The organism is Actinomadura sp. KC06 (genome assembly GCF_004348735.1).
GTDB lineage: Bacteria > Actinomycetota > Actinomycetes > Streptosporangiales > Streptosporangiaceae > Spirillospora.
Map to the genome: position 1 here is coordinate 1 of NZ_SMKT01000200.1, position 13,123 is coordinate 13,123.

Consider the following 13,123-nt stretch of genomic DNA (forward strand, 5'->3'; position numbering starts at 1 on the left):
GTCTCCGAGTCCGAGTCCGCGGACCCCGGCCCCGCGGACTCGGACTCGGAGACCCCCGCGGACTCGGAGGCCCCCGCGCCCGCGCGCGCTCTGGCGGGGCTTCGCGAGCGCAAGAAGCAGCGGACCCGGGTCGCTCTCGTCGACGCCGCGTTAGAGCTGTTCGTCTCCCAGGGGTACGAGGCGACGACGATCGACGAGATCGTCGCGGCCGTGGAGGTGTCGCAGCGGACGTTCTTCCGCTACTTCGCCACCAAGGAGGACGTCGTCACGAGCTTCCTCGGCGAGCACGACCAGCTCCTCGCGGACGCCCTCGCCGCGCGCCCGCCCGGGGAGCGGCCGTTCGCCGCGCTGTACGAGTCGCTGCGCGTCGTGCTGCGGACGATCGCGGAGGGCGACCCGGCCGACAGCGCCCGGTTCCGCCGCGTCCGGCAGGTGATCGAGGCGACGCCGGCGCTGATGGCGGCGCAGATGGCGCGGTACGGGGCGGCGACGGACGCGCTGGCCGCCGAGATCGCGCGGCGCGAGGACGTGGACCCCGTCGAGGACCTGCGGCCCAAGATCGTCGTCGCGTTCTTCATGGCGGCGACCAAGGTCGCGTTCGAGGACTGCGCCCGGCTGGACATCTGGGAGCCCGCGACCGTCGCGGCCCGCGTGGAGGAGGCCGTCGCGCTGGTCGGCCACACGATGCGCGACTGGGTTTGAGCCTCCCGGCGGTGGAATAGCCCGCGGGAAGGCCAGGTTGCCGAGATCAGTCCCCAAACCGAGAGGCAGGAGAGCACGGCATGCGCGCGATCGTGATCACCGAGAACGGCGGCCCGGAGGTCCTGGCGCCGGCGGAGCGCCCCGACCCGGAGCCGGGTCCCGGCGAGGTGCTGATCGACGTGGCGGCGGCGGGCGTCAACTTCATCGACGTCTACTACCGGACGGGCGCGTACGCGAAGGAGCTCCCGTACACGCCGGGCATCGAGGCGGCGGGGACGGTCGCGGCGGTCGGCGACGGCGTCCGGGAGTTCTCGGTGGGCGACCGCGTCGCGTCCTGCGACGTGAAGGGCGGCTACGCGGCGAAGGCCCTGGTGGCGGCGGACAGGCTCGTCCCCGTCCCCGACGGGGTGGGCCTGGAGGACGCGGCCGCCGCGATGCTGCAGGGCATGACCGCGCACTACCTGACGCGGTCGACGTACCCGATCAAGGAGGGCGACACCGTCCTCGTGCACGCCGCCGCGGGCGGGATGGGGCTGCTGCTCACCCAGGCGGCCAAGGCCCTCGGCGCCAGGGTGATCGGGACGGCGTCCACGCCGGAGAAGGAGCAGCTCGCGAAGGAGGCGGGCGCGGACGTCACGATGGGGTACGACGGCTTCGCCGACCGGGTCCGGGAGCTGACCGGCGGGGAGGGCGTCGCGGCCGTGTACGACGGCGTCGGCGCGCCGACGTTCGACGGGAGCCTGGCGAGCCTGCGGCTGCGCGGCGTCATGGCGCTGTACGGGGCGGCGGGCGGGAAGGTGCCGCCGTTCGACCCGCAGCGCCTCAACCCGGCCGGGTCGCTGTTCCTCACCCGTCCGATGCTCGCCCACCACATCGTGACCCGCGAAGAGCTGCTGGAACGGGCGAGGGACGTCCTCGGCTGGGTGGAGTCGGGCGCCGTCCGGATCCGTGTCGGGCACCGCTACGATCTCGCCGAGGCCGGTGCCGCGCACGTCGATCTGGAGGCGCGGCGGACGACGGGCAAGCTGCTGCTGATCCCTTGATCGTCCATTCCGGGCACGGCGCCTCCTTTAGGCTGGGCCGGGAATATACGATCTTCGAGGAGTCCCGCCCGCCATGACCACATATGCCGCCGAACCGCTGGAGCAGGACGAACCGCGCGTCCTCGGGCCCTACCGCCTGCTCGGACGCCTCGGCCGCGGCGGCATGGGGACCGTCTACCTCGGCGCCGAGCCGGACGGCCGCCGCGTCGCGGTGAAGGTCGTCAACCGGGAGCTGGCCGGGGAGGCGGCGTTCCTCGCGCGGTTCCGGCGCGAGGTGACGGCGGCGCGGCGCGTCCACCGGTTCTGCACCGCGCCCGTCCTGGACGCCGGGCTCGACCAGGACCCGCCCTACATCGTCACCGAGTACATCGACGGGCCGAGCCTGGAGAAGGCCGTCGACGGCAAGGGGCCGCTGCCGGGCTCTGATCTGGAGGGCGTCGCGGTCGGCGTCGCCACGGCGCTGGCGGCGATCCACGGCGCGGGGATCGTCCACCGCGACCTGAAGCCCGCGAACGTGCTGCTGTCGTCCACCGGGCCCCGCGTGATCGACTTCGGCATCGCCCGCGCCCTCGACGCCCCCGACGGCCCCACCCGCACCGGCCAGTTCGTCGGGACGCCCGCCTACATCGCGCCGGAGGTGCTGCGCGGCGAGCCGGTCGAGCAGGCGTCGGACGTGTTCTCGTGGGGCTGCGTCGTCGCCTACGCCGGGACGGGACGCCCGCCGTTCCAGGGCAAGACGGTCGCGGAGACGTTCCACCGCATCGGCAACGACGAACCCGACCTCGACGGCCTCGACCCGCGGCTGCGCGACGTCGTCGCGGCCGCGCTCGGCAAGGACCCGCGCGGCCGTCCGACCGCGCGGCAGATCCTCACCCGGCTCGTCGGCCAGGAGAGCCCGGAGCAGGCCGCGGAGGCGATCTCCACGACCTGGGTGGGCCCTTCCCCGGCGCCGGAACGCGCTCCGGAGGCGGAGGTGCCGCGACCGAGGCCAGCCCCCGAGGTGGAGGAGCCGATGCGGGCGGCCGCGCCCCCCATCCCCCGCGAGCCCGCCGACGACGAGAAGACCGTCGTCGTCGACCTGCCGTTCCCGGAGGAGTGGCAGGGGCCGCGGCGCTGGTTCACGTTGCTGCGGGGTGTGCTGGTGCTCCCGCACCTCATGGTGATGTTGGTCATGTTCGCGCTGCTGGTGGTCGTGATGGCGCTGAGCTGGCTGGTCATCCCGTTCACCGGCCGCTACCCGCGCCGCCTGTACGGGCTGGTCGTCGGCTGGCAGCGCTGGTCCGCCAGGGTCGTGGCGTACGCGTTCGGCCTCACCGGCGAGATGCTCCCGCCATTCCGGACTCTTCCCCGCTCCCGCCGAACGCGCTAAGCACTTTGCGCGTCCGAATTAGCACAGCCCGCTAGGGTTCTACGAAACAACCCCCTATTTCCAGTTCAGGATCACGATGACCACGCACGCAGGAGAGAACGGCGAGGCCCTGCGCCCCGAGGACCCCGCGGAACTCGGCCCCTACAGGCTGGTCGGCAGGCTCGGCCGCGGCGGCATGGGGACGGTCTATCTCGGTGAGGACGGCGGCGGCCGCCGCGTCGCCGTCAAGGTGATCAACCGGGAGCTGGCCGGGGAGGGCGCCTTCCGGGACCGGTTCCGGCGCGAGGTGACGGCCGCCCGGCAGGTCCGCCGGTTCTGCACCGCCCCCGTGATCGACGCCGAGCTGGACGAGGACCCGCTGTACGTCGTCACCGAGTACATCGAGGGCCCGAGCCTGGAACGCGCCGTCGCCGACCGCGGCCCGCTGCCCGGCTCCGACCTGGAGGGCGTCGCGGTCGGCGTCGCCACGGCGCTGGCGGCGATCCACGGCGCGGGGATCGTCCACCGCGATCTGAAGCCCGCGAACGTGCTGCTGTCGTCCACCGGGCCTCGCGTGATCGACTTCGGCATCGCCCGCGCCCTCGACGCCGCGGACGGCCCCACCCGCACCGGCCAGTTCGTCGGGACGCCGAACTACCTGCCGCCCGAGCTGCTGCGCGGCGAGCAGGTCACGCCCGCCTCGGACGTGTTCTCGTGGGGCTGCGTCGTCGCCTACGCCGGGACGGGCGGCGCCCCGTTCGCGGGCAACACCGTCCCGGAGATCTTCTACCGCGTCGCGCACGACGAGCCGAAGCTGGACGGCCTGGACGCGGGCCTCCGGGACGTGGTCGCCGCCGCGCTCGACAAGGATCCGCGGAACCGCCCGTCCGTCCAGGAGCTTCTCGCCCGGCTCGTCGGGAACGACACCGCCGACCCGGCGACGCTCGCCGAGACCGTCCAGGCGGGCTGGCACGGCACCGCGACCGACCCGACCGTCCAGGCACGCACCGGCCCGCCCGGCCAGACGACGCAGCTCCAGCCACCGGGCCAGGCTCCAGGTCAGACGGCCGCGCAGGCCGCGTTCCAGCAGCCGACGGCGATGCTCGGCACCGACCCGACGCGCCACGACGGCCGGCCTTCCGGGCCGGGGCGCGGCTCCGGCTCCCGCTCCCGCCGTCCGCTGATCATCGCCGGAGCGGGCGTCGCCGTGCTGGCCCTGCTCGCCGTCGTCGGGTTCACCGTCCTGAGCGCGGGCGGCCCGCCCGACAACCTCGCCACGACGTTCAGCGACGACTTCTCCAACGACGACTCCGGCTGGGAGAGCTTCGGCGACGAGTACGGCTACCGCGACGGCAAGTTCTGGATGCAGACCAGCAACTCGACCACGTCCGTCGGCCGGTGGGTGCCCACGGAGGACGTGAAGTCCATCCCCGAGCAGGTCCTCACGACCGTGACCGCCGATGTGGCCCAGGGCCCGCCCGACGCCGTGTTCGGGATGATGTGCCGCGCGAACAACACCGACAGCAAGGTCACCCAGTACCTGTTCCTGATCCGCAACGACGGCAAGGGAGCGGTGCTCCGCAAGGTCAGCGGAAATCAGGGCCAGAAGGAGCTGGCCGCTCCCGACTCGGTGCCCGGCTTCTCCGCCAAGGGCTCGAACAAGGTCCAGATCGCCTGCGAGGGGCGGAACGGCGGCAAGGAGGTCCGGCTGCGGCTCTGGGTGAACGGCGACCAGGTCATCGACGAGACGGACGCCGACCAGCCGCTCGGCAACGGCTGGACCGGGCTGGCGGCCCAGGCGGGCGGGAACCCCGCCCAGCCGGTCAGCGTCCAGTTCGACGACTTCGACATGTCGAAGATCCGCGGCTAGCCGCCCGGCGGCCTAGGCGTCTCAGGAGGGCAGGTAGGCGTTCGTCCAGCGGGTCAGCTCCGCGAAGACCTGCGTGCGGACGGGCTCGGCCGACAGCACCAGGTCGTGCAGGCCGCCGTCGATCCGGACGAGCGTGACATGCCGTCCGATCCTGGGCGCCCACCGCGCCATGTGCTCGACGTCCAGGACGGCGTCGGCCCCGGTCACGTCCAGCACCTTGCGTGTCGGGCGGACGCTGCGCGTCGACGCCATGACCAGCACGGGCACGTCCACGTCCAGGCCCCGGTGCAGGCGGAGCTGCCCGCGCCGGACGGCCGCCAGCCACGCCGCCCGCACCGGGAACCCGAGGATCGGCTTCCAGTCGAGGTCGAAGTCCCACTCGCCCTCGTGGTCGCGGTGGATGCTCCGCGGATACCGGTCGGACACCCCCGCGGGCAGCTTCGCCTTGGGGAACCGCGGCCGCAGCGCCCGCGCCAGGCCCGCGCCGAGCTTGCGCATCACCAGCGGCTCCGCGATGTCGAGGAAAGGGCTGTTGAGGAACACGGCGTCGACCAGGCCCTCGCCCTTCGCCTTGTCCGCCCACAGGGCCGCGATGAGGCCGCCGGTCGAATGGCCGTTCAGCAGGAGCGTGCCGTGCCCGTCCACGTCCCGGACGATCCGGACGGCCTCGTCGATCTCCGGGAAGTAGTCCGACAGGCTCTCGATGAAGTTCGGCGTCTGGTGCGGACGCAGCGACCGCCCGTATTTCCGCAGGTCGAGCGCATAGAAGTCGAAGCCGAGCTCCAGGTAGAAGTCGGCCAGGTGCCGCTGGAAGAAGTAGTCGACGAACCCGTGCAGGTACAGCACGGCCCGGCCGGACGGAGCGGCGCCGCGCCGCCGGACGAGCGTCGCCACGACCTCGCCCTCGGCGTCCCGGCCCATCGGCAGCTCGATCGCCTCGTACCCGGCGCCGAGCACATCCGCCGTCACGTCCACGCTTCCTCCCAGGTCGAGCGAACTGATTCCCCTTGATCGAACGTCATAGAGACTGAACCGTAAGACCGAGCGAATCACAACACAGCCCTCCGGCCCCCGGGAGTCCGAGCCATGCAGGCCCCTCTTCGCGACCGTGACCCGCAGCGGCTCGGCCCGTACCGTCTCACCGGCAGGCTGGGCCGCGGCGGCATGGGCACCGTCTTCCTCGGCGAGGACGAGTCGGGCCGGCAGGTCGCCGTCAAGGTCATCAACGCGGAGCTCGCCGACGACGAGGCGTTCAACGAGCGGTTCCGCCGGGAGGTGACCGCGGCGCGGCAGGTCCGGCGGTTCTGCACGGCCGCGGTGCTGGACGCCCGGCTGGACGGCGAGCCGCTGTACATCGTCACCGAGTACGTCGCCGGCCCGTCCCTGGACGACGCCGTCAAATCGGGCGGGCCTCTGCGCGGCGGCGACCTGGAGGCGCTCGCGGTGAACATCGCGACGGCGCTCAGCGCGATCCACGGCGCCGGGATCGTGCACCGCGACCTCAAGCCGTCCAACGTGCTGCTGTCCCCGACCGGCCCGCGCGTGATCGACTTCGGCATCGCCCGCGCGCTGGACTCCTCCGACGGGCCGACCAGGACCGGCCAGTTCATCGGCACCCCGGCCTACATCGCGCCCGAGCTGATGCACGGCGAGGACGTCACGCCCGCGGCCGACGTGTTCTCCTGGGGCTGCGTCGTCGCCTACGCGGGGACGGGGCGCGCCCCGTTCGGCGGCGGGACGCTCCCGGAGATCATCCAGCGGGTGACGTCCGCCGAACCCGACCTCGACGGCCTCGAACCGTCCGTCCGCGACCTCGTCGCCCGGTCGCTGGCGAAGGACCCGTCCGGACGTCCGTCGGTCAAGCAGCTCATCCGTGCTCTGACCGGCGAAGACGAACCGCCCGCGACACCGCCCACGTTCGTCCTGCCGCGGGACGAGGCACCGACTCTCACACCGACGCCCGACGCTGCGCCCCGCCGACCGGCACCCGTCGGCTCGACCCAGCCGCCGGGACCGGGCGGCTCGGCGGGGTCGCCGGGATCGGTCGGGTCGGTTCGGCCGCCGGGAGTTTCGGCCCAGCCGCCGGGATCGGGCAGGTCGGCGGGGGCGCCGCAGGGGACGGCCGAGCAGCCCGTCGCGGTGACGAGTCCGGTGAACGCGCCGCCGTCCCCGCCCCGTGCGCGTCCCGCCGGGCGACCCGCCGCGCGGCGCCCGCTACAGCACCGGCGCCCGCTCATCGCGGCCTTCGCGGTGGCGGCCGTCGGCATCCCGATCCTGGCCGGCGTGCTCGCTCCGGGCCCCGACGGCATGGCGCGCGACACCGACCCTGGCTCCGGCTTCGGCGACAAGCCGCCGAAGGTCAAGGAGAAGATCCTCGAGGACGACTTCAAGGACGACGCCTCGGGTTGGACGAAGGCGTCGACGCCCAGCTGGGACGCGTCCTACCGCGACCGCAAGTACGCGCTGCGCGTCCTCCCCACCACGCGCGGGACTGTCGTGCGCGCTCCCGTGAACGAGGTCCCCGAGTCGCAGCTCATAGACGTGAAGGTCGAGTCGTCCGAGGACGGCGGCGGCGAGGCGGGGGTCTACTGCCACGGCCAGAGCGCGGGTTTCGCGTTCCTCCTCCGCGCGGACGGCCGGGCCCGCATCGCCAAGATGTACGACCTCGCGCTGGTGGATCTGGCGACCGGCACCGCCACCCAGCTCCGCAACAACGAGAACCGCATCCAGGCCGCCTGCGAGGAGGACGGTTCGCAGGTGAACCTCGGCCTGTGGGTGAACGGCCAGGCCGTCGCGACCACCACCTTCCCGGCACCGGACGAGGAGACGGGAACGAGCGGGCTGATCGTGTCCCGGTCCGAGGGGGCCACGGGCCACCCCGAGGCGACCTTCGACGACTTCTCGCTCTGCGAGGTCTGACCACCGGGATGCCCGGCACCCGGCCCCGACCGGCGGCCCCGACCGGCGGCCTCGGCGGCGGCTAGTCCTTGCGGCCGGTGGTCGCGACGGTGACGCCGAGGCCGATCATCATCAGCCCGCCGGTACCGCCGATCGCGGCGAGGCGGCGGGGCGAGCGGGCGAACCAGTCGCGGGCCGTCCCGGCGGCGATGCCCCAGACGCTGTCGCTCAGCAGCGCGATCACCGCGAAGAGCAACCCGAACACGATCATCTGCAGAGCCACGTGCCCGTGCTCCCGGACGACGAACTGCGGGAGGACGGCCGCGAAGAACACCGTCGTCTTCGGGTTCGTCACGCCCACCACGAAGCCCTGGACCAAGGCCCGGAGGTCGCCGCCCTGCGCCTGCTCGTCCGTGCCGATCGTCTCCTGCAGCGACCGGCGGTGCCGGATCGCCTGCACCCCGAGATAGACGATGTAGACGGCTCCGACGATCTTCAGGGTCGTGAACACGACGGCGGACCGTTCCACGATCGAGCCGACGCCGACCGCGACCGCCACGGTCAGCACGAGCGCGGCGAGCACCCCGCCGACGACGCCGGCGAGAGCGGTGCGGCGGCCGTGCGCGAGCGCGCGCCCGACGACGAAGAGCACGGACGGGCCGGGAATGATGATGATGGCGAAGGCCATCGCGGAGAAGGCCAGCATTTGATCGATCGACACCATGACCGCGACTGTACGCAGCCCGTCCGACACGTCCCACCGAATATTCGGCGCCCCAACCGCCCCGCCGCGGCGCCGCCGGGGCGGTCTCACCTCGATGGACGGTGTCCAAGGGTGGCCGTTTCAAGATCGTGACTTGGGATGCGCGCCCGCAATAGGTTCGTCGCATGTCCGCCCCTGCCTCTGCCTCCGCGGCGTCCGGCCGTCCCGCCGAGATCCCCCGTCCCGCCGCGTCCTCCGCGTTCGCCTGGCGGCCGGTGCTGCTGATCGCCGGCGTGCTCGGCGTCCTGCTGCTGGCCCTCAGCGCGCGGTACGGCTACCACCGCGACGAGCTGTACTTCCGCGTGGCCGGACGGCATCTGGCCTGGGGCTATCCGGACCAGCCGCCGCTGATGCCGCTGCTCGCCCGCGCGGTCACGGCCGTGTTCGGCGACTCGGTCGTCGCGCTGCGCGTCCCGGCCGCGCTGTTCTCCGCCGCGAGCGTGGTGGTCGCCGGGCTGACGGCGCGGGAGATGGGCGGCGGACGGCGGGCGCAGCTGCTGACGGTCGGCGCGTACGCGGTGTGCCCGTTCGCCGTCGCGGCCGGCCACCTGTTCTCCACGGCGACGCTCGACCTGCTGCTGTCGATGACGATCGTGTGGCTCGCGGTCCGGTGGGTCCGGACCCGCGACCAGCGGCTGCTGCTCGCCGTCGGCGTCGTGGCGGCGCTCGCGCTGAACGTCAAGTACCTGGCCCCGTTCCTGCTGGTCGCGCTCGTCGCGGGGCTGCTGGTGTCCGGGCCGCGCGAGTTCCTGCGGCGGCCGATGCTCGCCGCCGGGGCGCTGGTCGCGGCGGCCGCGGCCGTCCCCGGGCTGCTGTGGCAGGCCGACCACGGCTGGCCGCAGCTCGACATGGCGGGCGCCATCGCCGACAACGCCGACTTCGGCGGACGGCCCGGGTTCATCCCGTTCCAGATACTGCTGACCGGGATCTTCCCGTCCTGGCTGTGGATCTACGGGCTCTGGCGGACGTACCGGTCCGACGACCTGCGGACGTTCCGGTTCGTCGGGCACGCGTACGTGCTGCTGACCGTCCTGTTCCTGATCACGGCGGGCAAGCCGTACTACGTCAGCGGCCTCTGGGCGGCGCTGTGGGCGGCCGGCGCGGTGGAGATCGAGCGGAACGGCGCGCCGCGCGGCCTCGGATGGCTCGCGCCCGTCCCGGTGTACGCGATCACCGCCGTCACGACCGTCCTGCTGACGCTGCCCGTGTATCCCGTGAAGCACCTCGCCGCCACCCCGCAGCCCGCCGTCAACGGGGACTCGTCGGAGACGGTCGGCTGGCCAGGCTTCGCCGCCCAGGTCGCGCAGGTCTACGGCACGCTGCCGCCGGACGAGCGGTCGAAGGCGACGATCGTCGTGAGCAACTACGGCGAGGCGGGTGCGCTCGACAAGTACGGGCCGGACCTCGGGCTTCCCCGCGCCTACAGCGGCCACAACGGCTACTGGTACTTCGGACGTCCGGCGGACACGGGCGGGCCGACCATCGTCGTCGGCCCGGAAACGGTCGCGGGCGCGTCCTACCTGCGGCAGTTCTGGACGGATGTGCGCCCGGTGAGCCGCGTCGACAACGGCGTCGATCTCGACAACCAGGAGCAGGGCAAGCCCATCTGGGTCTGCCGGGGCCAGCGGGCCCCGTGGGCGGAGCTGTGGCCGCGCCTCAAGACACTTTCGTGATCAGGCCTGGAAGACGTCCCAGGCGGCGGCGTTGTCGCCGGTGGGCGGGCGCCGCACCAGCAGGTTGTGGGTGAGCAGGCTCCCGGCGGGCACGTCCCACGCCGGGTCGCCGCCGGTGTCGCTCCGGTCCCCGGCCCACACCTGCGCGACGGTCCAGCGGAGCTTGTCGACGCCGTCCGGATGGCCGGTTCCGGACGCGACGAACACGTCCCGCGCCGGGACGGCCACGACGAGGTCGCCGTCCACGTCCTGGGCGAGCTTGTCGAGGAAACCCTCGTCCAGCAGGAGGCCCGACTCCAGGGTTCCGCGTCCCGCCGCCGCGGTCGTCGCGGCCGGGTTCGCCGGCGTTCCGCTTCCGCTGAGGGAGACCGTCACGGCACGCACGTCCGGATACCAGCTCAGGCCCAGCTCGGGACGCCGGTCACGGAGGTTGCGCACCGCGTGCCGGCGCAGCTCCTCGGGCCGCACACCGAGGTCGGCGCAGTGCCGCCGCGCCACATGCTCGTGCCGCCGCCCGGACGGGACGGCCTCGTCGGCGATCTCCAGCGCGTAGGAGATGTACAGGTCGGCGGCGAACGGGTCGCGGATCGGCTCCTCGTCCGGCGGCAGCGGGAACTCCAGCTGGACCTCGGCCGGGACCCGCGCCTTCATCAGCGGGACGATCAGACTGGACCGCGGCTCGGTCACGGAACGCTCCTCCTGATGCGGCCGGTGCGGTTGAATGGATCACCCTACAGCCGCGGCGGGCGCCCCGCCCGGCGGGACGACTGGAAGCCCGCGCGGCGCGCCGTCCTCGATGATCCGCCACATGGCCTCGGTGTCGAGGTGCTGTTCGACGAGGTCGCCGAGAGCGTCCAACGTCGCCTCCCGCAACGCCTGGAACGACACGTCGGGCGCCGGTACGAAATCGCGGCCGCTTTCCTGTGCGACGTCCTTGAGAAAGGCTCGCCTGAATCCGTCGTTCTCCATTGCGCCGTGCCAGGTCGTCCCCCAGACGGCGTTTCGGCGGCAGCCATCGAGGAACGGCTCACCCTCGGCTTCCACCTTGCCGTGGTGGATCTCATAGGCGTGGACGTCCTCGCCGTACGCCCGGCCGCTCGGCCGTCCGAGGGACTTCTCTTTCCCGAATTCGACTTTCGCGGGGAGCAGGCCGAGCCCTTCGACCCCTCCGGCGCCCGACTCGACGTGGTCGACGATTTCCCTGGCGAGCATCTGATAGCCGCCGCAGATGCCGAGCACGGGCCGTCCTTCGCGAGCGCGCCTCAGAACCTCGTCGGCCATTCCCCGCTCGCGCAGCCAAGCGAGGTCGCTCACCGTTGCCCGCGTTCCCGGCAGGACGACCAGATCGGCCTCCGCGAGATCCCCGACGCTGGCGGCATAACGGACGACGACACCCGGTTCGCAGGCCAGCGCGTCCAGATCCGTGAAGTTGGAGATGCGCGGAAACCGCACGACGACGATCCTCAGCGTCTCCCGCCCGACCGGCCCTTTGGCGTCGGGGCGGGGCGCGTCCAATGCCAGCGTGTCCTCAGAATCCAGATAGAGGCCGAGCGTCCAGGGCAGCACACCCAGCGTGTTACGTCCGGTGAGCTTGCGAAGCTGCTCAAGCCCGGGCTCCAGCAGTTCCCGGGCGCCGCGGAACTTGTTGATGACGAATCCCGCTATCAGGGCCTGGTCTTCGGGCTCCAGCAGGGCCACCGTCCCGTACAACGACGCGAAAACACCGCCCCGGTCGATGTCGCCGACCACGACCACGGGCAATTCGGCGGCCCGGGCCAGCCCCATGTTCACGATGTCGCCCGCCCGCAGATTGATTTCAGCCGGACTTCCCGCGCCTTCGCAGATCACCACGTCGTACTCGTCCCGGAGCTCCGCAAGGCTGCTTTGCACGACACCGCTCAGCCACTCCTTGCGCTCCCCGTACTGAAGCGCATCGACCTCCGCGACCGGACGTCCCAGAACCACGACCTGGCTGCGCCGATCGCTGCCCGGCTTGAGCAACACCGGATTCATCACGGCCCTCGGTTCCACGCCCGCGGCCTGCGCCTGCATGTACTGCGCCCGCCCGATCTCGGCCCCGTCGCTCGTCACCATCGAATTCAGCGACATGTTCTGAGCCTTGAACGGCGCGACCTTCACCCCGCGCCGCGCGAGCCAGCGGCACAATCCAGCGGTGACAACGCTCTTGCCGGCATCGGACGTCGTTCCGGCGACGAGCAGCCCGCTCACCGCAGACTCCAGATCACGGCCGCCGCCGCGAACGTCACCACGGCCGAAAGCCTAACGGCCCTCCTGATGTCCCGCGCCTCAGGAGCCCTTCCGTCCCCCATTTCAGGACGCCGCTCGACCCGTCCCCCGTACTCGTTCACACCGCCCAGCCTCACGCCGAGCGCCCCGGCGAATGCGGCTTCGCACCGTCCGGCATTGGGGCTCGGGTGCTTCTTCCCGTCCCTCCGCAGAACCCGCCAAGCATCGGGCCCCGAGCAAAGCGCGACGAGCCCCCCGGTCAGGCGCGCAGGAACCCAATTAGCGACATCATCGAGCCGCGCAGCAGCCCACCCGAACCGCTCATACCGCGGATTCCGGTAGCCGACCATCGCGTCCAGCGTGTTCACGGCCCGGTACATGAGCAGCCCCGGAACACCCGCCACCGCACCCCACACCAATGGCGCAATCGCCGCATCGGACGTGTTCTCAGCCACGGACTCAACAACGGCCCGCGCCAACCCTTCCCCGTCCAACCCGTTCGGATCCCGCGCGCACAAATGCGGAAGCCGCTCCCGGGCAGCAGCCAAATCCCCCCGCTCCAACAACCCCGCCATAAGG

11 protein-coding genes are annotated in these 13,123 nt (G+C 72.3%); 6 read left to right on the top strand and 5 right to left on the bottom strand.

The window, feature by feature from the left end; all coding sequences use genetic code 11:
• The 4 genes from E1287_RS37545 to E1287_RS37560 all read left to right on the top strand — a co-directional run.
• Positions 1-702: TetR family transcriptional regulator (locus E1287_RS37545; RefSeq protein WP_131970047.1), on the top strand; the 702-nt coding region annotated here is incomplete at its 5' end.
• Between the two features lie 80 nt (positions 703-782).
• Positions 783-1,745 (top strand): quinone oxidoreductase, encoded by a 963-nt coding sequence (locus E1287_RS37550; protein WP_131970048.1) that lies wholly within the window; start codon positions 783-785, stop codon positions 1,743-1,745.
• A gap of 73 nt (positions 1,746-1,818) precedes the next feature.
• A complete protein-coding gene (locus tag E1287_RS37555) occupies positions 1,819-3,114 on the top strand; it encodes a DUF4389 domain-containing protein (RefSeq protein ID WP_131970049.1) in 1,296 nt (431 codons plus the stop codon).
• Positions 3,115-3,190: 76 nt separating this feature from the next.
• Positions 3,191-4,963, top strand: a complete 1,773-nt coding sequence (locus E1287_RS37560; RefSeq protein ID WP_131970050.1) for a serine/threonine-protein kinase — start codon at positions 3,191-3,193, stop codon at positions 4,961-4,963.
• A gap of 21 nt (positions 4,964-4,984) precedes the next feature.
• On the opposite strand, the gene E1287_RS37565 is transcribed toward E1287_RS37560, so the two are convergent.
• On the bottom strand, positions 4,985-5,938 hold the full coding sequence (locus E1287_RS37565) for an alpha/beta hydrolase (RefSeq protein WP_207934694.1): 954 nt from the start codon (positions 5,936-5,938) through the stop codon (positions 4,985-4,987).
• A gap of 111 nt (positions 5,939-6,049) precedes the next feature.
• Here E1287_RS37565 and E1287_RS46075 point away from each other — a divergent pair, with 111 nt between their 5' ends.
• A complete protein-coding gene (locus E1287_RS46075) occupies positions 6,050-7,882 on the top strand; it encodes a serine/threonine-protein kinase (RefSeq protein ID WP_243719709.1) in 1,833 nt (610 codons plus the stop codon).
• Positions 7,883-7,943: 61 nt separating this feature from the next.
• On the opposite strand, the gene E1287_RS37575 is transcribed toward E1287_RS46075, so the two are convergent.
• The gene (locus tag E1287_RS37575) at positions 7,944-8,585 is read right to left on the bottom strand and encodes a LysE family translocator (protein ID WP_131970051.1); all 642 of its coding nucleotides are present in this window, start codon (positions 8,583-8,585) and stop codon (positions 7,944-7,946) included.
• A 164-nt stretch (positions 8,586-8,749) separates the two neighbouring features.
• On the opposite strand from E1287_RS37575, the gene E1287_RS37580 reads away from it, so the two are divergent.
• On the top strand, positions 8,750-10,297 hold the full coding sequence (locus tag E1287_RS37580) for a glycosyltransferase family 39 protein (protein WP_131970052.1): 1,548 nt from the start codon (positions 8,750-8,752) through the stop codon (positions 10,295-10,297).
• Here the strand turns inward: E1287_RS37580 and E1287_RS37585 are convergent, their stop codons facing one another.
• The 3 genes from E1287_RS37585 to cbiB all read right to left on the bottom strand — a co-directional run.
• Positions 10,298-10,984: a DUF1444 domain-containing protein gene (locus E1287_RS37585; protein ID WP_131970053.1), complete on the bottom strand. Its 687-nt coding sequence runs from the start codon at positions 10,982-10,984 to the stop codon at positions 10,298-10,300.
• Between the two features lie 39 nt (positions 10,985-11,023).
• Positions 11,024-12,526 (bottom strand): cobyric acid synthase, encoded by a 1,503-nt coding sequence (locus E1287_RS37590; protein WP_131970054.1) that lies wholly within the window; start codon positions 12,524-12,526, stop codon positions 11,024-11,026.
• The coding region (gene cbiB, locus E1287_RS37595) for an adenosylcobinamide-phosphate synthase CbiB (RefSeq protein WP_131970055.1) at positions 12,523-13,123 on the bottom strand (601 nt) is incomplete at its 5' end. The genes cbiB and E1287_RS37590, both read right to left, overlap by 4 nt.

Bases quoted from the DNA above. Each gene is read 5' to 3' on its own strand.
- E1287_RS37550 (WP_131970048.1), top strand. From the start codon at position 783: ATGCGCGCGATCGTGATCACCGAGAACGGCGGCCCGGAGGTCCTGGCG.
- E1287_RS37555 (WP_131970049.1), top strand. From the start codon at position 1,819: ATGACCACATATGCCGCCGAACCGCTGGAGCAGGACGAACCGCGCGTC.
- E1287_RS37560 (WP_131970050.1), top strand. From the start codon at position 3,191: ATGACCACGCACGCAGGAGAGAACGGCGAGGCCCTGCGCCCCGAGGAC.
- E1287_RS46075 (WP_243719709.1), top strand. From the start codon at position 6,050: ATGCAGGCCCCTCTTCGCGACCGTGACCCGCAGCGGCTCGGCCCGTAC.
- E1287_RS37575 (WP_131970051.1), bottom strand. From the start codon at position 8,585: ATGGTGTCGATCGATCAAATGCTGGCCTTCTCCGCGATGGCCTTCGCC.
- E1287_RS37580 (WP_131970052.1), top strand. From the start codon at position 8,750: ATGTCCGCCCCTGCCTCTGCCTCCGCGGCGTCCGGCCGTCCCGCCGAG.